The organism is Aquisphaera insulae (genome assembly GCF_011064615.1).
GTDB lineage: Bacteria > Planctomycetota > Planctomycetia > Isosphaerales > Isosphaeraceae > Aquisphaera > Aquisphaera insulae.
In genome coordinates, this window is sequence record NZ_JAALJH010000097.1 from 1 (window position 1) to 24,173 (window position 24,173).

General features: G+C 67.7%; 20 protein-coding genes. 14 read left to right on the forward strand and 6 right to left on the reverse strand.

What is annotated here, in order from left to right:
- Nucleotides 1-298: 298 nt before the first annotated feature.
- Nucleotides 299-2,818, reverse strand: coding sequence for an endopeptidase La (gene lon, locus G6O54_RS31355; protein ID WP_165232808.1), 2,520 nt, complete (start codon nt 2,816-2,818; stop codon nt 299-301).
- Nucleotides 2,819-2,995: 177 nt separating this feature from the next.
- Between lon and asnB the strand changes: the two genes are divergently transcribed.
- A complete protein-coding gene (gene asnB / locus G6O54_RS31360; RefSeq protein ID WP_165232811.1) occupies nt 2,996-4,924 on the forward strand; it encodes an asparagine synthase (glutamine-hydrolyzing) in 1,929 nt (642 codons plus the stop codon).
- Between the two features lie 7 nt (nt 4,925-4,931).
- Here the strand turns inward: asnB and G6O54_RS31365 are convergent, their stop codons facing one another.
- Both G6O54_RS31365 and G6O54_RS31370 read right to left on the reverse strand, forming a co-directional pair.
- Nucleotides 4,932-5,417 carry a gluconokinase gene (locus G6O54_RS31365; RefSeq protein ID WP_165232814.1) on the reverse strand — a complete coding sequence of 162 codons (486 nt, stop codon included), beginning with the start codon at nt 5,415-5,417 and terminating at the stop codon, nt 4,932-4,934.
- A gap of 48 nt (nt 5,418-5,465) precedes the next feature.
- Nucleotides 5,466-5,774: a hypothetical protein gene (locus G6O54_RS31370; protein WP_165232817.1), complete on the reverse strand. Its 309-nt coding sequence runs from the start codon at nt 5,772-5,774 to the stop codon at nt 5,466-5,468.
- Between the two features lie 361 nt (nt 5,775-6,135).
- Between G6O54_RS31370 and G6O54_RS37480 the strand changes: the two genes are divergently transcribed.
- The 5 genes from G6O54_RS37480 to G6O54_RS31395 all read left to right on the forward strand — a co-directional run bounded on the left by G6O54_RS37480 (nt 6,136) and on the right by G6O54_RS31395 (nt 10,814).
- The gene (locus G6O54_RS37480) at nt 6,136-7,098 is read left to right on the forward strand and encodes a TIGR04222 domain-containing membrane protein (RefSeq protein WP_205679097.1); all 963 of its coding nucleotides are present in this window, start codon (nt 6,136-6,138) and stop codon (nt 7,096-7,098) included.
- Nucleotides 7,099-7,101: 3 nt separating this feature from the next.
- Nucleotides 7,102-7,980 carry an MbnB/TglH/ChrH family RiPP precursor modification enzyme gene (locus tag G6O54_RS31380; RefSeq protein WP_165232820.1) on the forward strand — a complete coding sequence of 293 codons (879 nt, stop codon included), beginning with the start codon at nt 7,102-7,104 and terminating at the stop codon, nt 7,978-7,980.
- Complete coding sequence (locus G6O54_RS31385; RefSeq protein ID WP_165232823.1) at nt 7,950-8,720, forward strand: SCO6045 C-terminal-like domain-containing protein; 771 nt, start codon at nt 7,950-7,952, stop codon at nt 8,718-8,720. The genes G6O54_RS31380 and G6O54_RS31385 overlap by 31 nt, the downstream gene beginning before the upstream one ends.
- Before the next feature lie 184 nt (nt 8,721-8,904).
- Nucleotides 8,905-10,224 carry an HD domain-containing protein gene (locus tag G6O54_RS31390; protein WP_165232826.1) on the forward strand — a complete coding sequence of 440 codons (1,320 nt, stop codon included), beginning with the start codon at nt 8,905-8,907 and terminating at the stop codon, nt 10,222-10,224.
- Entirely contained in the window at nt 10,221-10,814 is a 594-nt protein-coding gene (locus G6O54_RS31395; protein WP_165232829.1) for a hypothetical protein, read from the forward strand. Before G6O54_RS31390 ends, G6O54_RS31395 begins: the two co-directional genes overlap by 4 nt.
- A gap of 31 nt (nt 10,815-10,845) precedes the next feature.
- Here G6O54_RS31395 and G6O54_RS38210 read toward each other — a convergent pair whose 3' ends face one another.
- On the reverse strand, nt 10,846-11,190 hold the full coding sequence (locus G6O54_RS38210) for a hypothetical protein (protein WP_165232832.1): 345 nt from the start codon (nt 11,188-11,190) through the stop codon (nt 10,846-10,848).
- Here G6O54_RS38210 and G6O54_RS38965 point away from each other — a divergent pair.
- From G6O54_RS38965 to G6O54_RS31430, 6 genes are all read left to right on the forward strand, one after another.
- Nucleotides 11,083-11,613, forward strand: coding sequence for a VanZ family protein (locus tag G6O54_RS38965; RefSeq protein WP_369432164.1), 531 nt, complete (start codon nt 11,083-11,085; stop codon nt 11,611-11,613). The two genes, G6O54_RS38210 and G6O54_RS38965, sit on opposite strands and share 108 nt — an antisense overlap.
- A 430-nt stretch (nt 11,614-12,043) precedes the next feature.
- Nucleotides 12,044-12,814, forward strand: coding sequence for a hypothetical protein (locus G6O54_RS31410; RefSeq protein WP_165232838.1), 771 nt, complete (start codon nt 12,044-12,046; stop codon nt 12,812-12,814).
- 473 nt (nt 12,815-13,287) lie between these two features.
- Nucleotides 13,288-13,800: a hypothetical protein gene (locus G6O54_RS31415; RefSeq protein WP_165232841.1), complete on the forward strand. Its 513-nt coding sequence runs from the start codon at nt 13,288-13,290 to the stop codon at nt 13,798-13,800.
- Between the two features lie 114 nt (nt 13,801-13,914).
- Nucleotides 13,915-16,611 carry a sigma-70 family RNA polymerase sigma factor gene (locus G6O54_RS31420; RefSeq protein ID WP_165232844.1) on the forward strand — a complete coding sequence of 899 codons (2,697 nt, stop codon included), beginning with the start codon at nt 13,915-13,917 and terminating at the stop codon, nt 16,609-16,611.
- Nucleotides 16,612-16,685: 74 nt separating this feature from the next.
- A complete protein-coding gene (locus tag G6O54_RS31425) occupies nt 16,686-17,075 on the forward strand; it encodes a type II toxin-antitoxin system HigB family toxin (RefSeq protein WP_165232847.1) in 390 nt (129 codons plus the stop codon).
- A 2-nt stretch (nt 17,076-17,077) separates the two neighbouring features.
- The gene (locus G6O54_RS31430) at nt 17,078-17,527 is read left to right on the forward strand and encodes a helix-turn-helix domain-containing protein (RefSeq protein ID WP_165232850.1); all 450 of its coding nucleotides are present in this window, start codon (nt 17,078-17,080) and stop codon (nt 17,525-17,527) included.
- A gap of 158 nt (nt 17,528-17,685) precedes the next feature.
- On the opposite strand, the gene G6O54_RS31435 is transcribed toward G6O54_RS31430, so the two are convergent.
- Nucleotides 17,686-19,662 (reverse strand): glycoside hydrolase family 127 protein, encoded by a 1,977-nt coding sequence (locus G6O54_RS31435; protein WP_165232853.1) that lies wholly within the window; start codon nt 19,660-19,662, stop codon nt 17,686-17,688.
- Nucleotides 19,663-19,737: 75 nt separating this feature from the next.
- Here G6O54_RS31435 and G6O54_RS31440 point away from each other — a divergent pair, with 75 nt between their 5' ends.
- Together G6O54_RS31440 and G6O54_RS31445 are read left to right on the forward strand one after the other, a co-directional pair.
- Nucleotides 19,738-20,934: an AAA family ATPase gene (locus tag G6O54_RS31440; protein ID WP_165232856.1), complete on the forward strand. Its 1,197-nt coding sequence runs from the start codon at nt 19,738-19,740 to the stop codon at nt 20,932-20,934.
- A 151-nt stretch (nt 20,935-21,085) separates the two neighbouring features.
- Complete coding sequence (locus G6O54_RS31445) at nt 21,086-21,634, forward strand: hypothetical protein (protein WP_165232859.1); 549 nt, start codon at nt 21,086-21,088, stop codon at nt 21,632-21,634.
- Nucleotides 21,635-21,654: 20 nt separating this feature from the next.
- On the opposite strand, the gene G6O54_RS31450 is transcribed toward G6O54_RS31445, so the two are convergent.
- Nucleotides 21,655-24,171 carry an alpha-L-arabinofuranosidase family protein gene (locus G6O54_RS31450; RefSeq protein WP_165232862.1) on the reverse strand — a complete coding sequence of 839 codons (2,517 nt, stop codon included), beginning with the start codon at nt 24,169-24,171 and terminating at the stop codon, nt 21,655-21,657.
- Nucleotides 24,172-24,173 lie beyond the last annotated feature (2 nt).

Consider the following 24,173-nt stretch of genomic DNA (forward strand, 5'->3'; position numbering starts at 1 on the left):
GAGGGCGAACACGGCGTTTCCGTCATCGTGCCGCGCGAGGGCCCGGCGGCCGTCGGCGTCTGGGATGATCTCATGGACATGGATCGCCCCGACGACCGGGACGACGTCGGCTTCGGCATGGAGGATGGGAGCGACTGAGGCCCGCGTCGTGCCGGCAGGCGCCTGCGATGCGGAGGATCAGGGGACATCGGCGACGAGAGGCGGGTTGAGCGGAACTCGCCCCGCTCAACCCACCTCTCGATCGGAAACCTGCCGCCGACTCCCCGACGGATTGATCCGTCGGGGGCGAGGAGAGGACTCAACCCACCGGCTGGAGCTCCTCCGCGGGCTTCCGTTGCTCGCGGTCCAGGATCATTGCGAAGACCTCGTCGAGGTTGGAGACGAAGTGGAACACCAGGGCGTCGCGGACGTCCTCGGGGATGTCCTCCAGGTCGGCCTCGTTCTGTGCCGGCAGGATGACGTGCTTGATCCCGGCGCGGTGGGCGCCCAGGACCTTCTCCTTCACGCCGCCGATGGGCAGGACGCGGCCCCGGAGGGTGATCTCGCCGGTCATGGCCACGTCGCTGCGGACCGGGATCCCCGACATGGCGCTGATGATCGCGGTGGCCATGGCCACGCCCGCGGAGGGCCCGTCCTTGGGGACGGCGCCGGCCGGGACGTGGACGTGGACCTCGATCGAGCCGAGTCGGTCGTCGGGGACCTTGAGGGAACGCGCGTGCGTCGCCGCGTACGTCAGCGCGGCGCGGGCCGACTCCTTCATCACGTCGCCGAGCTGGCCGGTGAGGATCAGGGCCAGGCTGCCGAAGCCGTCGCCGAGCGCGGCCGGGCCGTCCTTCGAGGGGGACGACGGCAGCCGCCTGACGGCGGCCTCCACGAACATGATGTCGCCGCCGGCCGGCGTGTAGTACATGCCGGTGGCCACGCCGACCTCGCTCGCCTCGCCGGCATGCTCGGGGTGGACCCTCGGCCGGCCGAGCAGGTCGCGGACCTCCTCGGCGCCGATCGTGGTCGAGACCTTGTCCCCGACGGCGATCCGCCGGGCGACCTTGCGGGCCACGGCGCCGATCTGCCGCTCGAGCTGGCGGACGCCGCTCTCCCGGGTGTACTGGCCCACGATCGCCGCCACGCCGTCATCCGTCAGCTTGATGGTCCGGCCCTTGAGCCCGGACTCCTCGAGCTGCCTGGGGATGAGGTACTTCTTGGCGATCTCGGCCTTCTCGCGCTCGGTGTAGCCGGCGAAATCCACCACCTCCATCCGGTCCAGGAGCGGCCCGGGGATGTTCTGGGGAAAGTTCGCGGTGGCGATGAAGAGCACCTCGCTGAGGTCGAACGGCACGTTCAGGTAATGATCCGTGAACGAGTCGTTCTGGGCCGGATCCAGGACCTCGAGCAGGGCGCTGGAGGGGTCTCCCTGGTAGGAGACGCCCAGCTTGTCCACCTCGTCGAGGAGGAAGACGGGGTTCCGGGTGCCGGCCTGCTTCATCCCCTGGATGATCCGGCCGGGCATGGCGCCCACGTACGTCCGGCGATGGCCGCGGATGTCGGCCTCGTCGCGCACGCCTCCGAGCGCCGCGCGGACATATTTGCGGCCGAGCGATCGTGCAATGCTCTTGGCGATCGACGTCTTGCCGACGCCCGGCGGCCCCACGAAGAGGAGGATCGGGCCCTTCGCCATGGCGCGGGCCTTGGCCTCGCGGGCGTCGGTGATGGCCTTCTCCTTCTCGTTCTCGTCGCCGCCACCGCTCGGGGCGGAGCACTCGCCGGACTTCTCCACCTCCTCCGCGAGCTGCTTGGCGCGGAGCTGGCGGACGGCCAGGAACTCGAGCACCCGGTCCTTGACGTCCTTCAGGCCGTAGTGGTCCTCATCCAGGACGTCGCTGGCGTGCGTCAGGTCGAGCTGGTCGTCGGAACGCTCGTTCCACGGCAGCTCGGCGACCCACTCGAGGTAGGTGCGGATCACCTGGGCTTCCATCGACTCGCGGCCCGAGCGCTCGAGCCGGCCGAGCTCGCGCTCCACCTCCTGGCGGGCCTCCTTGGGCAGCTCGAGCTTGCCGAGCTTCTCGCGGAGCTGGGTGACCTCGCGGTTCTGGTCGTCCTCGCCCAGCTCCTTCTGGATGGCCTTGAGCTGCTCGCGGAGGAACATCTCGCGCTGCCGCTCGCCCAGCTCCTCTTGGACCTGGGACTTGATCTCGGCCTGGGCCGCGAGCAGCCCGATCTGCCGTTGCATGTGGATGAGCACCCGGCGGAGCCGCTCCTCGACGCCGAGGGTCTCCAGCAGCGCCTGCTTCTCCCCCACCGCGAGCTCGACGTAGCCCGAGACCAGGTCGGCGAACGGCCCGGGCTCGGTCACGGAGTCGAGCACGTTGTGCAGGACCTCCTCCGGGAGCCCGCGCTTCTCGCCCAGCTCCATGGCGCGCTCGCGGGTCTCGCGGTAGAGCGCGGCGAAGGCCGGGTCGTTCTCGTTGATCGGCTGCATCTGCTCGATCGGGACGGCATCGACGGTGAGGTATCCCTCCTCGCCCGGGTGGTAGTGCAGGGCCGCGGCCCGCCCTTCCCCCTGGAGCAGCAGTTGCACGCCGCCCAGCCCGCGCTGGACCTGGCCGATCCGCCCGACCACCCCCATCGTGTAGAGCTGCTCGGGCGCCGGCTCGTCCACGTTCTCCCGCTGGGCGACCGCGAAGACCAGCCGGTCTCCCTTCAGGGCCGCCTCGATCGCGCGCAGCGTCCCGGGCCGCCCCACGCCGATCGGCACGGTCACCCCCGGGAAGATCACGGTGCCCCGCAAGGGGAGCACCGGCAAGGTCACTCTCTCAGCCATTCGTCTCGTCCTCCCTTCCTTCACAATAACTATTGGACCCCGTCAAGGCCGATTCAAGGGCCGGCCCGCGAATCGTCGGCGTGCTGCTCTGGCGTGGCCGGGGCTCCGGCGGGAGAATCGAGGGCGGGGGACGTCCGGGGACGGACCCGAGGGCCAACGGCACGAGGGGCGGACGGCATGTGCGGCATCTGCGGCGCGGCGTGGGGCGATCCTCGGGACGCCCTCGACGGCGATCGGCTGGCGAAGATGATGGATCGGATCATCCATCGCGGCCCCGATGACGCCGGCTCGTACCGGGACGACCACGCCGCGCTCGGGTTCCGGCGGCTCTCGATCCTCGACCTGGCCGGCGGCCATCAGCCCCTCTCCAACGAGGACGGCACGGTCTGGGTGGCCTTCAACGGCGAGATCTACAACTTCCAGGCGCTCCGCCACCGGCTGGAGGCCCGGGGCCACTCGCTTCGCTCCTCCGGCGACTCGGAGACCCTCGTCCACCTCTACGAGGATGAGGGGACCGGCCTCTTCGGCCTCCTCCGCGGCATGTTCGCGCTGGCCATCTGGGACGCCCCCCGGCGGACGCTCATCCTGGGCCGCGACCGCCTGGGCCAGAAGCCGCTCGTCTATCGCCACGACGCCCGCCGGCTGGTCTTCTCCAGCGAGCTGAAATCGCTGCTCGCCCTGCCGGAATCCGAGTGCCCTCGGGCCGTCGACCCGCGGGCCCTCGACGAGTACCTCACCTACGGATATGTCCCCCATCCGCGGACCATCCTCCGGGGCGTGCACAAGCTGCCGCCCGGCCACTTCGCGACCTGGCACGACGGCAACCTGAAGGTCGAACCCTACTGGCAGCCCGACTGGAACCTGGAGCGCCGGCGGTCCGTCGGAGAGGATGTGGAAGCACTCCGCGAGACCCTCTCCGAGGCCGTCCGCGAGCAGATGGTCTCCGACGTCCCGCTCGGCGCCTTCCTCTCCGGCGGGATCGACTCCACGATCGTGGTCGGCCTGATGCAGCGGGCCTCGAATCGCCCGGTGAAGACCTTCGCCATCGGCTTCCCGGACGCGGCCTATGACGAGACCCGCTACGCGGAGCTCGCCGCGAGGCGGCTCGGGACCGAGCACCACACCTTCATGGTCGAGCCGCGGGCCTGGGAGACGCTGCCGGCCCTGGCGCAGCAGTTCGACGAGCCGTTCGCGGACAGCTCCGCGCTGCCGACCTGGCACGTCGCGCGGGAGACCCGCCGCGAGGTCACCGTGGCCCTCACCGGCGACGCCGGGGATGAGCTCTTCGGCGGCTACGACCGCTACCGGGCCCTCGCGCTGACGGAGCTCTTCCACCGCCTGCCGGCGGCGCCCCGGCGGATCCTCGGCAAGACGATTCGCCGGGTGCTGCCCCGCTCCGGCCGGTCGAAGTCGCGGCTGCGGGCGATCGAGCGTCTCTTCGAGCGGATCAACGACCCGGCCGGCGCGAGATACCTCGGCTGGATGACCACCTTCGACGAGCCGTCGCGGCTTCGGCTCTACTCCGAGGCCCAGCTCGACATCCTCGCCGATGCCTCCTCGCACCCCGACGGCTGCGGCCCGGGCGACCCGGCGAGTCTCCTCTCGGAGGCATGCGCCCGGGCCCGGAGCCGGGACACCGTGACGCAATCGATGGTGGGAGACATCCTCACCTATCTCCCCGGCGACCTCCTCTACAAGGTGGACATGGCGAGCATGGCCCACAGCCTCGAGTGCCGCGGCCCGTTCCTGGACCACCGCGTCGTGGAGCTCGCCGCGGCCATGCCCCTCGATCGCAAGCTCCGCGTCCGCCCCGGCCGGTCCAAGGTCGTCCTCAAGCGGGCCTTCGCCGACCTCCTGCCGGCCGAGATCGCCGGCCGCCGCAAGATGGGCTTCGGCGTCCCCGTCGGCCGCTGGTTCCAGAACGAGCTCAAGGATGAGCTCCAGGGCATCCTGCTGGATCGCTCCGCCCTCGACCGCGGCCTCTTCCGCCCGGACGCCGTCCGTGCCCTCGTCGCCGAGCATGTGGAGGGCCGCCGCGAGCACGGCCACCGCCTCTGGGCCCTCCTGATGCTGGAACTCTGGTTCCGCAACCACGGCGCGGCGTAGGCCTGCCTCACACCCCGAGCCTCGCGCGGATCTCGTCGGCGATGGCCTCCGGCGTGCCGCCGACGTCGACCCGCACCGCGTCGGCCGGCGGCTCGAGGATCTCGAGCTGGCTGGCCAGCAGCGACGGGTCCATGAAATGGCCGCGGCGGGCGGCCAGGCGGGCCCGGATCAATTCCGGCGATCCGCAGAGGCAGACGTACCTCACGGCATCGCCGTGATGGCGGAGATACTCCTGGTAGGCGTGCTTCAGCGCCGAACATGCCAGGACCAGGCTCTCGCCGCGGGCGACGGCCTCGTCGATGAGCCCCGAGAGCCGCTCGAGCCAGGGCTTCCGGTCCGCGTCGGTGAGCGGGATCCCCCGGCGCATCTTCTCGACGTTGGCCGCGGGGTGGTAGTCGTCGGCGTCGAAGAAGGGCCAGCCGAGCCGGCCCGCCAGGATCCGGCCCACGGTCGTCTTGCCCGACCCCGTCACGCCCATCAACACCACGATCATCCGCGGCTCCCGCTCCTCGTCGTCTTCCCGTCAGGGTGGCCGGTCGGGTCAGGCCAGGCTGCCAGGCTGCGCGGACATCTTCGCCAGCATCGCCTCGACCGACCGCCGCACCGGCCCCTCGAAGAGCTTCAGCGCCAGCGGGATCTTCCCCCGGGCGTAGACGTTCTGGTCGTCGAGGCTGAGCGTCACCGAGTAGGACGGGCCGAAGAGGACCGCGGACATCCCGTCGGGTGCCCAGTCCACCCGGTGGATCCACCGCGAATGGTCGACCTGCGCCTGCCTGATCGCGCGCTCGAAGTTCACCTTGGCGGTGTCCGGAGCTTGCCCATGCTTGATCGCCATGTTCAGGTCCGCCATGAGATCGGCCAGCCTCCCGGGAGCGCGTGTCGGTTGCACCGGGCACGCGAACCGCCGCCGCGCCCGACGGGCGTGCATCCTAACACGTCCCGCCTCACCGCCGACACCCGACCTCCGGCCCTCGCCGCCGGCCTCCTCAGCGACGATCCGCGGAGCCGCCGGGCATGCCGTCGAGCCCCCCCGGGCCGTGCCCCATCCGAAGGGCTCGGCCCGGTCTCCTCGCTGATAGCTCCGATCTCCAGCAAGATTCCGGAAAAACCGCGCCCGATTCCGGCGGCTCGTCCGGCTGGATGTCAGGGAGGGCGAACACGGCTCGAACCCATCGGGCCCGCCCTCTCCCAAGTCCTGACCGGAGTTGTGTATGCAATGGCTGCTCCATAACCCGATCGCCGACATGCCCGGGCCGAAGTTCCTGGGACTCTACCTGGGCATCCTGTTCGTCGCGTGCATCCTCGTCCGGATCCGCTCCCGGCTGGTCGACCCGACCCGCGGCCGCGGCGACGATGCGCCGGATGTGCCGGGGAAGTTGAACGCCCACGACATCGCCTTCCTCCGCGGCGACGCCGGCCGGCTGCTCGCCGTGACGGTCTTCGACCTCTACCGTCGCGGCTTCCTCAAGACCTTCCTTCCCACCTCGACAAGGGGACACCTCCGGATCGGCCAAGCCGACGTGCTCCCCGATTGCCGGGCACTTCCGGAATTCGAGCGCGACCTGCTGGGCGAGCTGAAGATCCCCGTCGACGTCCCGAGCCTCCGCACCAATCGCCGGCTGAACCGGATCGCCGAGCGATACGGCGAGTCCCTCCGCGAACCCCTTGAGGAGGACCTCCTGCTCATGCCCGCCGGTTGTCGTGCCTCGGCCCGCGAGTTCACCTGGCCGGCCGCCGCCTGCTTCACCCTCCTGGGCGCATACAAGCTCTTCGTCGCCGTGGACAAGGGGCGGCACAACGTCGGGTTCCTCATCGTCCTCTGGCTCGTCGGGTTCAACCTGATCCTCATCCTCGGCGCCGCGCCTCGGCTGACGCGGCTGGGCAAGGACTACCTGGACCGGCTGAAGACGACCTTCGAGGACTGGCCCGCCATCGCCACGCGGCCGGAGGCCGTCAAGAGCCCTGCCGCCGTGATGGCCATCGCCGTGCTCGGCATCCCCGCGCTCATTGGCACCGAGCTGGAGAACACCTGGAAGCCGCTCATGCCGCGACCCGAAACCACGGGCTGCGGGTGTGCCTCCGGGGGAGGGGGCGGCGGCTGCGGGGGCGGGGGCGGTGGTTGCGGGGGCGGCGGGTGCGGCGGCTGCGGCGGCTGCGGCGGATGTGGAGGCTGAACCATGAATCGCGAACGAATCCCATCTCCGATCGAGGCCCTGCCCGCGGTCGGCGTCGGGCTCGGCTTCCGCGAGCCCTACCGGGCGGACGTCATCCTCAATCGCGATCGCGTGGACTTCCTCGAGATCACGGCCGACCATTACCTGGACGCCCCCGCGGCCAAGATCCGCGAGCTCGAGCTGCTCGCCGATCACTTCACCCTGATCCCCCACGGCCTGAGCCTCTCGCTGGGGAGCGCCGAGGGACTCGATCCGGAGTATCGCGACGCCCTCCTCGGCCTGGTCGAGAGCCTGGACCCTCCCTGGTGGAGCGAGCACGTCGCCTTCACCCGGGCCGGCGGGATCGAGCTGGGCCACCTCGCCCCGTTGCCGTTCTCGAACGAGGCGCTGGACGTGCTGGCGGCGAACATCGCGGAGGTCCAGGCGCTCGTCGATATTCCCCTGATCCTGGAGAACATCACGTACGACTTCCGCGTCCCGGGGGCGGAGCTCGACGAGGCCGACTTCCTGGCCGAGCTGGTGGAGCGGACCGGCTGCGGGCTCCTGCTGGACCTCACCAACCTGCACACCAACTCGGTGAATCACGGCGGCGACCCGCGGGCGTTCATCGACCGCCTGCCGCCCGGGCGGATCATCCAGCTCCACTTCGTCGGCGGCCATGCCGAGGGGACTCGCCTGATCGACAGCCACTCCGCCCCCACCCCGGCGGCCGTGTGGGACCTGATGGACTACGTCCTCGACCGGGCCCCGGTGCGCGGCCTGATCCTCGAGCGCGACGAGGACCTCCCCCCGTTCGACGAGCTCGTCGGCGAGCTCGACCGGGCGCGGGCCATCTCAAGGAGGCACGGCCGATGGCCCTGCTCGACCTCCAGCGCGAGCTGACGCGGATCCTCACCGACCCCTCGTACCGCGCCCGGTTCCTCGCCGCGGCCGGCGAGGGCAGGGGGGATCAACGAGGGGAGATCGGCTCCGCGCCCGACGCAAGCGCGACAGCCATGGACCTTGAGAAAGGCCACAGCCTCAAGGCCAGCCTCCTCGCCATATCATCCGACGAGCCCCTCGTCGCCCTGGCCTCCGTCCCGCCCGATCAACTTCGCCACTACGCCGAGGGCCTCATCCGCAAGCGTCGAGGCGCCGTCGCGGCCAGCCTGCCGGCAACCTCGAAGGCCCTGGGCCCGCGCCATTTCGCCGACCTCTTCCGCCGCCACGCCGCCGACGTCTGGCCGACCGGCCCGAAGCGTCACCGCGACGACGCGATCGCCTTCGCGGGCCGCCTCGCCCGCGGCGATCTCCTCCCCGAGATCCCACCCTGGCTCGCGGACGCCGCCTCGTTCGAGTCCGCCTTCCTCCGGTCCCGCGACCCGTCCCGTCGACTTGTCCTCATCCTCCTGGACCATCGCCCCGACGACCTGATCCCCGCCCTCCTCGCCGATCGCCCCGGCGCCGAGGTCCCGCGCCGGCCGACCCTGGTCGCCTGGCTCCGAGCCCATCCTGGCGCCGACCCCCGCTACCTGCGGATCTCCGCCCCGCGGCTCCTGGCGGCTCTCATGTCCGGCCTGGCCACTCGGCTCTGTTCGTCATTTCGACCAATCAAGCCATTGGCCCGCAATCTCCTTCTTTGAGCCATTTCTCGGCTACGACTTGTTCTACTATAAGAACGCTTCTTCTTCGATCACTCCCCCGAACACCCTCGCAGGCTCTTACGTCCGCCTATCGAACGCGATCTCCACCACGCTTGACACCTGGTCGTTTGTCCCGTATCTTCCTGTTCATGGGTTATTGAGGACGGGATGGAGCGCAAAGAACGTGCAAAAAGCCCATCGCCTCTATGAGATTCGCTGTCCGGTCCATGGATTCATCACCATCACGGACTGGGAGCGGGAGATCATCAATCTTCCGGCGTTCCAGCGACTTCGACGCATCCGACAACTTGCGTGGACGGACCAGGTTTATCCAGGTGCCATGCATACCCGTTTCGAGCACTCCCTGGGTGTTCTCCATGTCGCCAGCCGCCTGTTTGACGCGATCGCGACAAAGTCTCGAGATCTGCTCATCAATGAGCACTCTTACAAAGACGCGGGGCTTGAACGAGATCGCACACTTGTTCGTCTCGCAGCCCTCCTCCACGATGTCGGACACGCACCCTTCTCACATGCGGCCGAGGAGCTTTTCCCTCTGGAGGTGCCCGCGGAATCGATCGGCGACTCCGGCGACTCGACGGAACGCGAGTGCCGGCGTTTCCGCCATGAAGATTACTCGGCGGCCATCATTCGTCAGAGCCTTCGGGATGCGATCGAAGACCATCCTCTCAATCAGAACCATGGCCTCAAAGCGGATGATGTCGCCAACCTGCTCGAAGGGAATGTTCGCGCTGGACGTGCCCTTCTGTGGAAGGAAGTCATTGCCGGACAGCTTGATGCGGACCGAATGGACTACCTGATCCGCGATTCGCTTCACGCGGGCGTCGACTATGGTAAGTTCGATTGGCGAAGACTCGTCAATTCCGTGCTTCTTGTTCCGGGGGGAGAGGACCGCGCATTCCGGTTAGGTGTCGAGGAGGGCGGTTTTCATGCCGCGGAGGGTCTGGTGCTTGCTCGATACTTCATGTTCACTCAGGTCTATTTCCACAAGACCCGGGTCGCGTACAACATCCATCTCAGACAGGCACTCGCTGAACTGCTACCTGGAGGAGTCTTCTCACGCCCCACGCAAGATGAGCTTGAGGACTATCTCAAATGGGACGACTGGAGAGTCTTGGGCATGCTGAGAGAAGGCGGCGGAGGTGACCATGGGCGCAGGCTTTGCGACCGTGACCATTATCGAGAGATCTACCACTCTCCTGAATTCCCTGCTCCCGAGGATCGGACCTCTCTGGATCAGGTTCGCACCAGACTTGGCTCATTACTCCAGGCGGAGGAAACCTCGGAAACTTCTGCTTACAAGCTCGGGAAGTCAGACATCCCGGTGAAGGGCGAGAATCCCTCAGTCGAGATCAAGCCTTTATCCGAATACTCGAGCGTAGTAAGAGCTTTACGGCCCTTGGCCGTGTCACGCCTTTATTGCCGCAAGGAGGATGTGGAAGCCGCGAGGGACCAACTGGCCGGGTTGGAGGGGAGCAAATCATGAATCCCATGGATCGTTGGAGATTTCGAGTTGGCATCCTGACCGAGCTGGTGGCGAGATCCCAGGTGAAGCTGGGGCGAACCGCACTCATGAAGCTGGCGTACCTGCTCCAGGCCATTGAGGGCGTACCTCTCGGATACGACTTCCGAATGTATACGTACGGGCCTTTCGATGAGGACCTGTTGAACGACCTCGGCCAGGCAGAGAGTCTACGAGCCGTGGTCTCTTCCATGATCCCCTTCGAGAGAGGCGGGGGTTATGGCTATGAATTCACGCGCGGTCCTGACGCCGACCTCGTCCGAAAGCCCGTTGCCGGGAAGATCGCTCGCTACGTGAAGAGCCTGAGTTGGGTACTCGAGAGCTTCGGCCATCGATCGGCAGCGGAGTTGGAACTCCTCTCGACGATTGTCCATGCTGACCGTCACTGGTTGGGCAGGGGAGAGAGAGTCTTCCTCGACGATTTCGTGAAGAAGATCAAGGACATCAAACCCCGCTTCTCCGACGATCAGATCAAGAGGAGTATCGATGAGCTCCAGAAGATGAAGATGTTGAAAGCGCTCGACAGTCGATCGCTTTCTCTTCCAACATCCTGATGCAAGCATGTCGGAGCACGATTCGCGACCTTCACCGTCGGCGCCTCGTCGACCAATTAGCCGCACCTGGTTCCTGACCGCCCTGATCTGGGCCGGCCTGATCGCCGCCACGTCCAGCACGGTCATCATGCCCCACGACTTCTTCGCCTGGCTGGCCGCGCACGTCTTCCGGGACGAGGCCAGTCTGCGTCGGTTCGCGGTGTTCTGGGGCACTTGCTGGTTCGCCATCGTTAAGGGCTGGCACGCCGCCGAGTTCGCCATCCTGTTCCTGCTCGTCTTCCGGCTCCTCGACCGCCGTTGGCCCGATGCCTTCCGTCGTAACCTCGCCCTCGCCGCGATCCTCGCGGCCCTCTTCGCGATGTCGGACGAATACCACCAGACCTTCGTACCCGGCCAGGCGGGACCTGGAAGGATGTCGCCATCGATTGCCTGGGGATCACGATCGCCACGGCGATCGTTTGGATCCGCCGGACGACGCGAACACGCGGTCGGGCCTATCGCGATCAGCCTTGATCGGGCCGACCGACATTCCGCCACGCCTCGATCTCGATGGCCAGCAGCTCGTCGACGATCTCCTCCGGCCCAAGGCCCCGCGCGACCAGTTGCTCGGTCTCCCAGGCGGCCCTCAATTCAAGTCCGCGGCGTTCCAGCGCGGGGCTACGATCGAAGGGCGACCACTCGAGGCCGGCGAGCGAACAGCCTGTGCGGAGGCCGCTCAGCCAGTGTTCGACGGCCCTCGGCTCGACCGGCTGGAAGTACATGGACTTCCGAACCCGTGCCGATTCGAGGATCGCGATGAGCCGCGAGCGAACGTCGGATAAGGATGCCGGCTCAGGCGTCGAACCGTTCTGCGTAGGCATCGGCGGCGAGACTCCAGCGATTCGGCTTCCCATGAAGCCACTCATAGCCGAAGCGTCACAGCACGTCGAATCGCCTGTATCATACCCGATCCGATCCCGACCAACGACCGGGGATGCGAGCCGCAAGGAGCGGCACGGCGTGGGGAAGGTCGGACGGCCTCACCAGGATCGATGGGCCGACGCGGTCAACCGGCGAGGATGGCCCTCGGGACTCTCGTTCGCGGCTTACCACGCAAATCGCGGCCGGCGACACGACCCATTGCGGATGGACACTTCGGGCTCCGGGCCGCATCGATGATCATGGAAGGGCTCAGCCTCGGGCCTTGCGCTCGTTCACCATCGCGATTTCGATTCGAAAGGACTGCCACCATGCCCGATCCCCCCCGTCCCTGGTCGCCCGATCCGCGACTGAGCAACGTCCCGACGGATGTCCTGAGGAATCGCCGGGAATCGCCGGTGCAGATCACCTCGCCGGTGCTCGAATTCTCGGCGATCCAGCTCGCGGCGCTCGTGAATCCGATCGGCCGCCCCTTCGGGCTGAAGGAGATGGCGATCATCGACGACATCTATCAGGGGTCGGTGGACGCCGCGCGGGTCCGCGTCGTCGAGACGTCGATCCTCAATGCCCCCACGACGCTCGGGAACCAGATCCGCGTCCCTCCGGGCTGGAGCTTCCTGGACAACAAACCGGTCCTGGTCCACGAGATGGGCCACATCTGGCAATACCAGACGCGAGGGACCTCGTACATCACGGATTCGGTCTACCACAACGCCAGCGGCCAGATCGCCACGGGGAACCGCAACGTGGCTTACATGAACTACCGGCTCCGCAACGACTCCAACTTCACCGACTTCACGGCCGAGGAGCAGGCGACGATCATCGGGGATTACTACGAGATCACGAGGATCTACAAGGACACCGATCCTCCGCCGGCATGGGTGGCCCTCCGCCGCCCGGACCTGCCCATCTACGAGCGGCTGATCGCCCAGGTGCGATCCGCCACGCCGCGGTCGGACACGACGATCTATCAGGAGAGCCTGATGAATCAACCCCAGCCGGGCTTCGACTTCTCCGGGCCGTCCGACATCCGCCCGATGCAGGTGATGCCCCTGATCCAGTTCCGCTTCAAGGGACTGTGACGCCCTGGCCCTTGCCACAACAATACCGTTCAACGAAGGGTAGGGGCACACGGGCTTCGGCAGGGTCTCAAACCGCGATGGTACGAGACCGAGGTCAACGTCACGTCGGCTCCGAGCTGAGCCTGGGTGGCCGTGGTGGAACACCACGGTGCGGCAAGCTGTCGCGCCCAACGGGCTTCGCCTGGAGGCCACGGCGGTCCCGTGGTGTTCCACCACGGCCACCCGGAGACACTCCTTGCCTGCTAGGATGTTCACGTTCCGCCTTCGCGATGCGAGACGAGACGAGCCTTCGTTGAACGGTATTGGCCCTTGCCATCCTTCACGAGCCCGGAGACCATGTCCAGGACCTCGCGCGAGCGATCGAATCCGTGACCCCGTCGAATCGGCGGGCGAATCGAGCCTGATGGCGGTCGACGCGCGGGGTAGGTCGCACTTCGGCAGGCGGCCGGAGGGCACCGCGGCGGACCATGAACATGACGCTGGTGCGGAGATGGCTCCTGCTCTGGGCCCTGATGTTCTGGCAGGGGGGGTTCATGTTCTACGGGGGCGTCGTCGTGCCCGTGGGCGCGGGGGTGCTCGGTTCGGATCTGGAGCAGGGCTTCATCACCCGCTCGGTCACGAACTACCTCAACCTGGCCGGCGCGGTGGCCCTGGTGCTCTGGGGCTGGGAGCTCGCCGCGGGGCGGGGGAGGATGCCCGGTGGACGCAGGCTCCTCTGGGCGATCTGGGCCGCGCTCGTGGTGCTGCTCGGCGTGCTGGCGTGGCTCCACGTGCGGCTCGATGCGCTGCTGGACCCCGCGGAATCGCTCGTCCTCGACCGGCCGGGCTTTCGCGCCGGGCACCGCCTTTACCTGCTCGTCATCACGGCCCAGTGGGCCGGGTGCCTCGTCCTCACGGCCTTGACCCTCCTCGCATGGCGAGACGAGGACGGCGCGATCACATCCGGGAGGAATCGACTCGCGGGAGAGGCGGTGAAGTCGGCGTGACTGGCTTTCCAAGCCTTTTCCCGGACGCGATTTCGGAAAAAACCCCTGGAGTCCGACGGCATCGCCGCAGTATCCATGCGGGGTACGAGGGGCTTCAGGGGGAAGGACGCGGAGATGGCTCGAGGCACGGGAAACGCGACCGGGGAGATCGTCCGGATCTTCGACGGAGGCTCGCTCGCGGGCCTCGACGACGCGGAGGTCCTTCGGCGGTTCGCCCGCGGGGACGAGGCGGCCTTCGAGGCCCTCGTCGCGCGGCTCGGGCCGATGGTCCTGGCCACCTGCCGGCGCAGGTTCCTCGACGAGCAGGATGCCGAGGACGCGTTCCAGGCCACGTTCCTCGTCCTGCTGAAGCGGGCCGGCTCGTTGCGGACTCCGGAGCTCGTCGGCCCCTGGCTGCACGGCGTGGCCGTCCGCGTCGCGGCGAGGATCCGGGCGCAGGCCACGCGCCGCAGGCAAGATGAACGCAGGGCCGTCCGGCCGGAGGGGGTCGCGGACACGCACGACCTCGCGATCGAGTCGGCCGAGCTGAGGGCCGCCATCGACGCCGAGATCGCCCGCCTGCCGGAGCGCGACCGCCGAGCGGTGGTCCTCTGCCTGCTGGAGGGTCGCTCGCACGAGGAAGCCGCCCGCCGCCTGCGCTGCACCGTCGGGAGCGTCCGCGGCCGGATCGACAAGGCCAGGCGCACGCTCAAGAGCCGGCTGATGCGTCGCGGCGTCGCCCCGGCCGCGGCCCTGGCCCTTATCTCGGCCACGGGCGAGTCGACGGCGGCGGTGCCGGCCCTCCTGATGGCGGAAACGGCCTCGATGCTCGCGAAGGCAGCCACCGCGGAGGCCATCTCCGACGCGATCGCGCCGGGGGTCCTGAACGCGTCGCGGGGCGTCATCCGGGGCATGCTCGCCGCCCGGTTGACGGCCGCCGCCGCGGTCGTGCTGGGCCTGGGACTCCTCGGCATGATCGCGGCGCCGCTGGTCATCGCGATCGAGCCGGCACCACGGGTTGAGATGGAGGCCAGGAGACCGAGCGACATGGAGACCCCGAAGGACGAGGGCATCGCCGTGACCGGACGCGTCACCGATGAGGCGGGCGCCCCCATCGCGGGGGCGACCATCGCCGTTGGCCGTGACTTCCGCGAGAAGGAGCCCGACGCCGAGGCCATGACCGATGCCGAAGGCCGGTTCACGGTCAAGGGCCTCGCAGCCGGACCGATCGTCCTCACGGTCCAGGCGAAGGGCCATGCGCCCGACCTGCTTTCCACGACTGTCGCGGCGGGCATGAAGCCGATCGAGCTCGAGCTGAAGCCGCCCCACGTGATCCGCGGCCGGATCGTCGATCCCGACGGCAAGCCAATCGCGGACGCGCCGATCGCGGCCGATGAATGGCGCGGGCAGCATACCCTCCGCTGGCAAACCTGGACCGACGCCGAGGGTCGATTCCGGTGGGATGTTGCGCCGGGGGATTCGGTCCTGATTGACCTGGGGACGCTCGGCTACAGCGCGAAACGGTTCTGGCAGGCCATGCCCGATGGGCCCGAGAAGACCCTTACGATGCGCCGGCCGCTCCGCGTCCGGGGCAAGGTCACCGACGCGGAGACGGGCCGGCCGATCCTCGAGTACACCCTCGTGCCGGGCGAATCGAGCCCGGGTTCTCAGGCTTGTCTCTGGCGGAATGATCGCACGGAGGAGAGGCGAGGCTCCTCCTTCGAGGCGAACCTGAGCACGGACATCGCCGGCGATCCCGTCCTTCGGGTCGAGGCCCGCGGCTACGCGCCGGCCGTCTCGCGGCATCTCGAAGCCTCTCCGGGCGAGGTCGAGGTCAACTTCGCCCTCCGAAGGGGCGACTGGATCGAGGGAGAGGTCCGACTCCCGAATGGCACCCCCGCGGCTGGCGCGGAAGTCGTCGCGTTCCAGAAGGGACTGCAGATGAGCAACGGCCACCTGGCGCTGCCATGGTCTCCTTCTCCCCATCGGGTCGTCAAGACGCGGCGGGATGGATCATTCCGCATGCCGTCGCCGGACGTTCCCTGTACCGTCATGGCGTTCCACGACGGCGGATTCGCCTCGCTCCCTCACGGGAAGGGCGGCAGACCGCCTACGCTCCGAGTGCCATCGCTGACGCTCCAGGCATGGGGACGCATCGAGGGCCGGTTGTTGCTCAAGGGCCGGCCGGCGCCGGGAGAGATGATATCGCTCGATCGGGTTCTCTCGTCCGCGCTGCCCGTGGGTGTCTCCTGGTTGAACAGCGCCAAGACGGATGGCGAGGGCCGCTTCTCCATGGACCGTGTCCCGGCGGGCGAGGTTCACGTGACGCGGCAGATCGCATTCGGCAACGGCGTCCATGGAGGCGGTCCCCCCTCCCGGATCGCGGCGACGCGGCCCGGTGAGACGACCTCCCTGACCCTGGGCGACTCCGGCCGAGCGGTCATCGGCAAGGCCGCGCCGCCCGCCGATCTCGCGGGCAAGGACGGCTGGCGGTTCGCGCCCGGGCTGGTGAGCCGTCTCCGGCCCGCTCCGGCGGACTCGCGCCAACCCGTCGAAGGGGGCTCATTCCCGGTCGAGGCCGACGGCTCGTTCCGGATCGACGGCCTCCCGCCCGGGACGTACGACCTGCAGATCCCAATCCACCCGCACCCGACTGATCCCTCGCGCGGCCCGTTCGGCCAGGTGGACCTCGGCATCGCCCGTCGCGAGGTCGTTATCCCCGACCAGCCCACCGGCCCGGACGCGCCACCGCTGGACCTGGGGACGATCACGCTGGAAGGGCTGAAGCCGGCGAGTGACCGCAGGGTCCATCCGATCCCAAAGGACCGGTGAGTCGCCCTGGACTTATCGCGAATTGCGATTAAGATGAGGGACGGTTCAGGAGCGTCGATCCTCGAGTTTCGCCCATGCGCGTGATCTCGCGATCCCGGCTCAGGCAATTCTGGGAATCTCGGGGCAATGATGCCGAGATCGCCCGGCGTTCGCTGCTCGCCTGGGAGAAGCTGGTAAGGGGAGCGTCCTGGGCGCACTGGGGGGACCTGAAGCAGACCTTCGGCTCGGCGGATCGGGTCGGCAACTGCACGGTCTTCGACGTGGGGAACAACCGCTTCCGACTCATCGCCCGGGTGATCGTCGACAAGGGACGGGTGTTCGTCCTCAAGGTCATGGACCACGAGCAATACGACCGAAAAGACCCAAGAAATCCCGCTCGATCGCGATGGGAGGACGAGTGCGGTTGCCACCGGCCGCCGCCAAGGTCCAACGCGGATCGTGGAGGCCTCGCGGGGAGGAATTGACCATGGGGACGACTGTCCGCACGCTGCCGGACTCCTATTTCCGGCTGGTCCGAAAATTCCCGCTCGTCCGGATTCGGGACGCGGAGCACCTCGCGAGAGCCCAGGAGATCCTCGACGACCTGCTGATGCGAGTGCTCGACGAGGGGGGGAATGCCTACCTCGACGCCCTCTCGGACTTCATCGAAAACTACGAGAATGAGCATGAACCAGCCGTGGATGTGCCGACCGAAGACGTGCTGAGGGAGCTCGTCCATGCGAGCGGGCTCAGCCAGCAGCGGCTTGCCGCGGAGATCGGCATCGCTCAGTCCACCATCTCCGCCCTGCTGACCGGCAGCCGAAAGCCGACGGCCGGGCATGTCGCCAGGCTCGCCCGCTACTTCGGCGTCTCGCCCTCGGTCTTCCTGCCAGCGGCGAGCCCGACGACGACGCGAGGACGCGACCGCCGTCGGTAAGGACGCGGGGTTTGCGACCGACACACATCGTCTCCCTGCTGATGATCTCCGTCTCGCCTGTCGACCACCTCGGCCGACGATGGGGAGCCGACTTCGCTGGCCGACAAGCGGATCGAGTAATCAACGGGGCGCACCGACGTTCTGAGTGGCCGCAAGACTCACCGGGGCCCCGCCTCCGGCACCCAGACGGTGAACTCCGTCGCCGCCCGGTTGGCGCGGGCGTAGAACGGGATGGCCGTATACGTGTGGTCGCCGAGGCGAGCCTCGAGCGCGGGGAGGCCGCCGGGGAGATCTTGACGCGCGACCTCGCGGATCGTCGCATCCGCCGGGAGCCTGATCGAGCCGACCGAGCCGCCGTTGTCGAGCCCCTCGAAGAGATAGAGGATCGGCCCGCGGGCGAGGGCCACCTGGCCGGCCAGGTCCTTCACGCGGGGATTCGCGTGGATCCGAATCGGGCCCATCGGGAAGGCGACCTCCAGCGCGTCGCCGGGTTGCCACTCGCGATCGATCCGGGCGTATCCGTGAGCGATGACCGGCGCGTCGATCGCCTTGCCGTTGAGCGTGAACCGCGGCCCGACGCCGTGCTTCACCTCCGCCTGGTAGAGGGCATCCGCGATCGGCGGGACGGACCACGAGGGCACCCGGACGGCGACCGTGAACTTTCGCGGCGTGTCGGGGCGGACCGTCAGCCGGACCGTGCCGTCCTCCAGGTAGCGCGAGGCCAGGGACACCTCGACCGGCCCGCCGACGTCGAGCTTGCCGCGATTGCCGATGAACTGGTTGACGAAGAGCGTCGACGACCTCGGGTCGGTCGCGTAGATCTCCGACGGGAGCATGGCCAACTGCTTGAGGAACATCGGCGGGCAGCACGGGCAGCCGTGCCAGTCCCAGCGGCGGACGTCCGGGCCGCCGCGGAGCGGGTTCACGTAGAAATACGAATCGCCGTCGAAGCCGACGCCGCCGAGCGTGCCGTTGTAGAGCGTCCGCTCCAGGGCATCGGCGTACTTCGCGTCGCCATGGGCCTCGAGCATCGCCCGGTGGAAGGCCGCGGCGCCGACCGAGGCGCAGGTCTCCAGATAAGCGGTGTTCGGCAGCTCGTCGTCCTTGCCGAACTTCTCCTGCTCCGCGTGCGCGCCGACGCCGCCGGTGACGTGGCTCTTGCGGCCGTCCATGTTCGCCCAGATGCGATCGGCCGCGGCCAGGTACTCCGGCCGGTTGCCCGCGAGCGCGGCCCCGGTGAGCCCCGCGTAGAAGAGCGTGGCGCGGACGGCGTGGCCCTCGGCGGTTGATTGCTTCACGGCCGGCTCATGGTCCTGGTCATAGGCCCCGAAGTCCTTGCGGCCCTCGTGGTGGCCGCGGGCGTCGATGAGCATCTCGGCGAGCTTCAGGGGCTCGTCCGCGCGGCCCTCCATGCCGGCCTTCCTGGCCAGCGCCGGGTCGTCGCGGAGCAGCTCGTGCAGCTCCACCAGGGCCATCTCGATGAGCGCATGGCCGGGGATCTGGGGATGCTTGGGAGCCGGACCGATGTCGGCCTTCATCCGGTCGATCATCTTCAGGGCCACGTCCAGCAGCGAGGTCTTGCCCGTGGCCCGCGCGTGATGGACGGCCGCCTCGATCAGGCCGCCGAGGTTGTACAGGTCGTGCTGCCAGACGTCGTCCCCGCCGTTGAAGCCCCAGCGGCGATCCGGGACCTCGAGCTGCGTCCAGGTGTTGATGTAACCGTCGCCGCTCTTCGCCTGGGCCGCGGCCACCAGCGCGATGATCCGGTCGAGCCGCGCGTCGAGCTCCGGGTCGGGCGCGACCGCCAGGAAGTCCGAGGCCGCCCGCATCGTTTCGTAGAGCAGCCCGTCCTCCCACGGGGGCCCGCCGTGCTTGACCTTCGTGCCGTCGCGGACGGCCTCGAAGTTCCGCAGGGCGCCGTCCTTCTCGAGCTTGTTGAGCACGTCCGGCAGCGTCACCCTCCGCCAGAGCGCCAGCCGCGGCGACCAGAACGGGTCGTCGATCGTGACCCGGGACAGTGGGGGAGGCAATTGCGCGGGATAGACCGAGGAGACCTTCGCGGTCGGCGTGTCATCGGCGAGGGCTCTCCCAAGAAGGAGGGAACAGGCAAGGGAAAGAAGGCGAGCGACTACCATGGATTCACCCTCAATGTCTAGAATGAGTCGTGTTGTCCGAGGTCACAGCAATGACGTTCAGCCCGTGGCACCATCATGATTACGCGCGTCCGTTTCGAGAATTTCCGGAGCCACGGCGACAGCGACTTTCCCCTGCGGCCTATCACCTTGCTGATCGGTTCAGTCGCATCCGGAAAATCCAACATTTTTAAAGGTCTATTGTTCCTCCAAAGCACCGTCAACCTTCCACTGGCAGAGATCTTCGGGCCCGGCCTCAATGAGTTCCGCTGGGTTCGAAGTCGGTGGGCCGACGAGACCGATCCGATCGGCTTCGAGGTGGACCTCAATGACCTACCCGGTTATCCGGGAGTCTCGGCGACTTACCGACTCCGGATCGCAGATTCGCCGCACGGCCTCTACGTCCTGGAGGAGTCTCTCGAACGACGGGAGCCAGACCGTCTGCCGACCTGGGCCTTTCAGCGCGATTCGCGTCCACGAACCATGGGGGCATTCGGCGCGGTCGATCCCTACGAGCCGACGCTCCTGAATCGTGTCCATCGAAAGGATCCCCGGATCCACGCCGATTCGCTGAACGTCGCGTTCGCCCTCGTGGTCGCCAGGGCGCTGAACAACTTCGGCTACTATCATCTCGTCGTCTCCGCATTGAAGTCTAACGGCACGGGCCAGCCCTGGAATCGGATCGGCTATTACGGCGATCGACTCCCCGACTTCCTCGCCTGGGCGAAGTCCTCGGAGGAGAACGTCCCTTATTACGAGCGCATCCGGGAAGACATGAAGGAACTCCTCCCGGAGCTCGAGTCGATCATCGTCACGCAGGTCCAGACGCAACAGCAAGGGCTCGCGATGGCCTTCCGTGGACAACGGGGTTACATCGCCGCACCAGATCTGAGCGATGGCACTCTCCTGACTCTGGGCCTCCTCAGCATCGTACATGGCCCTGGACGACCCAATCTGCTCTGCATCGAGGAACCGGAAGCCGGCCTCAATCCCAGACGTCTCCGCTGGCTCTTCGACCGATTCATCGGCCTGGCCTACCGGTCCCCGGGTATCGAGGCGACGCAGGTTCTCTTCTCGACCCACTCCCCCTGGATGGTCGACTTCTTCCGCGGCGAATTGCAGGACTCCGTCCTCCTCGTCGAGCAGACCGAGGGGCATTCGCGGGTGACTCCGCTCGTTGAGATCCAGCGCGACCGGCTCCATCAGCATCCCGTTCCCGATCCCGACGAGCCAATCGGCCATCTCTGGGCGTCCGGCGTTTACGAGGGCCTGTAAGATGCCCATCCGCGTCGGCCTCCTGACCGAGGGCCATGATCATCTGATCCTTCGAGCCTACCTCGCAAAATTGCTTCGCTACGACGAGGACGAGATCGAGGCCGATGTCCCGGACGGGTCCGGGGACGGGTGGCAATGGGTCGAGCGGACCGTGGACCGAGCACTTCGCCGTTTCTACGCCCGCTGCGCCCAGGTTGCCATCCTCGCCATGGACAACGATGGCAATCTGGATCTTCGCTCCGTTGGCGGCCAGGAAGACCCGAAGCGGCCACGCCACTGGCTCCACGCCGAGTCTGGTCTCCATGCCGAATGTCGCTGGTGCCAGCTTCACAATAGCGCCGAAAACACGCGACAGGCCCTGAACTGGTTGCCGGACAAGCCCGGGGCCGCCTGGCCGATCCTCATCGTCGTGCCCGTCGAATCGATCGAAGCCTGGCTCCTTATCACTCGGGCGATTCTCCAGCCGGGGACGGGTTCGCTGCATGCGGAACGGGAACAGCGTTCTTCCTTCAAGATGCGGCTCTACAGCCGACCCGCGGCCACGCTCGACGACGTCCGCGACATCGCCTTGCCCATGATCCGGCAACTCAATGCCGACCAACTGCAATCGCTCAGTGACCATTCGCAGAGCTTCGCCAACTTCGCGGAACAGGTCGAACGGCATCGCGACGAGATCCTGACCTCTCCGTTCTGCGGATAGTCCGCCCCAGGCCGACACTCTCAGTCCGTCGGGCGGATCAGCAGTCCCCGCGACCGAAGGATCGTGAACGAGTTGGGCGGAAACGTATAACTCAACTTCCACTTGGACTTGGGAATCGCGTACATCCCCTTCTTCAGAGGCTCGATCCGCGCCGGCTCGCCCGCGGAGTTCGTTGCTCCGAGCGGGCCGGCCAGCGATTCCTCGAATTCCCAGAGTGACGGGCAGATTTCCTCGAAGCGGATGGTGGCAGATCGAGGCTTCTCGCTCAGGTTGGTAACCTGGAGGACCAGGTGCCTGAGCACTTCATCTCGCCTGGCCGTCACGTCCAGGTCATCCCCCGCGCCGGTCACCACCGCCTCGACGACCACCGGCTGGTCGTTCTGCGAGATCATCTGCGTCACGTATGCCTGCGGCTGAAGCCAGACCTTGGACTGGTTCAGGAAGACGAACCCCTGGTCCCAGCCGTTGTCGTTCTGGCCGTCCGGCTGCAACGCGTTGGCGGCGCAGACGACGGGGACGCGATCGCCCATCCGCATCAACGTGTTGACGACCTCCCCGTGGGCGACGGCGCGGCGGACGGTGTGGTTGTTGGCGTTCTCCTCGAAGACGGCGATCCGGTAATCGGAGCCGGGGGAGAGCTTCGCGAGGGCTGCGTCGAAGGTGGCCAGGGCATCGAGCCGGCCGCGGGCCTCGCGGGGGCTGTCGTTCCAGATGTGGACGTCGAACCAGACCTGGCGGTGGTGTGCCTTCGCCAGGTCCAGGATCTTCTGGTGGGCGGCGAGGCTCGTGATCCTCGGTGCCCCGTCAAAGTGGAACGGATCGACGATCGGGTTCTTGTACTCGAAGTCGCCGACGATCAGGATCATCTTCGGATCGGCGGCCCAGATCGCCTCGGCCAGGGCCTTGAATTTCTTCCAGTAGACCTCGTCCACGGCCTCCTCGTTGCCGAGCTCGATGTGCGTCAGGCCGTAGGGCCGCGGATGCCCGTCCTCGACGCGCCTGCGGCCCCAATCGCTATCGGCCGGGCCATTGGTGTAGGCGAGGAAATCGAGCAGGTCCTGCCGCGACTCGTCGATGTTCAGGTCGACGATGGGCAGGATCCCGGCGGCCTCGCAGAAGTTCAGGAACTCGAAGATGCCCCAGCCGTTGGACGAGTACGGATACCACATCCCCTTGTGCGGCTGGCGGCGGTCCCGCGGGCCGATCATGTTCTTCCAGCGATACGTGTCGGGGTTGATCATCGAACCGCCCAGCCGCATCACCGTGACGCCGGCCTGGATGAGCCCCTCGGCCACGTCCTTCCGCGTCGGCTGATCCTTGTAACGTCCCCACGGGCCGGGCTGGAGGAAGGCATATCCCAGCACGACCGAGCCGGGGGCCCGGAGCGTGATCGAGAGCCGGCCGGACTCCTCGGACGCGGTCGGCGTGAGGGCGAAGTCGTACCGCTTCCAGTCGGAGCCGTCGACGGCCACGATCGTCTCGGCGAAGGTCTTGCCGCCATCGCCGGTCTCGGCCGCGATCGTCAATCGGGCCGGCGCGTCGGCGCGGGCCCAGAGGATGCCCTCGTACGGCTGGTTCGCGACGAAGGCCATGCCGCGGCGGTTGAGCCCGCGGTTCTCGACGCCGAGGGCCCCCGCGCCGGCCTCGAACGTGATCCGCTGCGCCTGGCGGCCGACGAACGGCCGATCGGTCTCGATCGCGAGCTTGCCGGTTGCACCGCCGCGACGGACGCCTCGCCACATGCCGCTGATTCCGGCGGTGCCGGCCGCATCGATCAGCCGGAAGGCCAGAGTTTCGGACTTGCCATTCGTCTCGATGGTCAGATTGCGAAAATCCGTCTCGCGCTGCCACGACCGGATACCGACGCTCCCGGCCTTCAGGGGATGCTCCTTGTCCTCGTAGTCGAGAACAGGCTTCCCGTCGACGCGGACCTTGAAGCCGGCTTCGGTCATGGTCACGGCGAGGTCGATCCACCGGTCCACGGCGACGGGGCATGGGACGTCCCGGATGGGCTCCCAGTTCTTGCGGTGGCGACCCACGAGCAGGACCTGACGGGCCGGCTCCAGCGAGACCTCGTAGCCGACGAAGTTGTCCGCCCCGTTGCCGGCCTCCGCAACCTTGATGATCAGGCCCGCGAGCCCGCCGCGATCGGGCGCGAAGCGGACCTGGACGCGGGCCTCGCCGGTCGCGAATGGAGGACGATCGGCGACGAGCTTCGGTCCGTCTCCCGATGGGGCGCGGAGGACGTCGCCCTCGAGGACCGCCCAGCCCTTGCCGTACGAGGAGAAGCCCTCGATCGACGTGGAGGGCGGCTCCTGGAAGCTCTCGCCGAAGACCATCTGGCTGTAGATGCCGCCGTACAGCTCGTGGTTCACGTCCTCGATGCAAACGCCCGTCATGTGCTTCGAGACGTTCGCGATCTTGCGGTCCGCCCGGACCGTGATCGTGGCGTCCTCCGCGGTTGCCGCGGCGACGGCGCCGAATGCGAGGCAGGCCGTCAGGGTGCACGAGAGGGAGAGGGGCAAGCTGGCTTTCATGG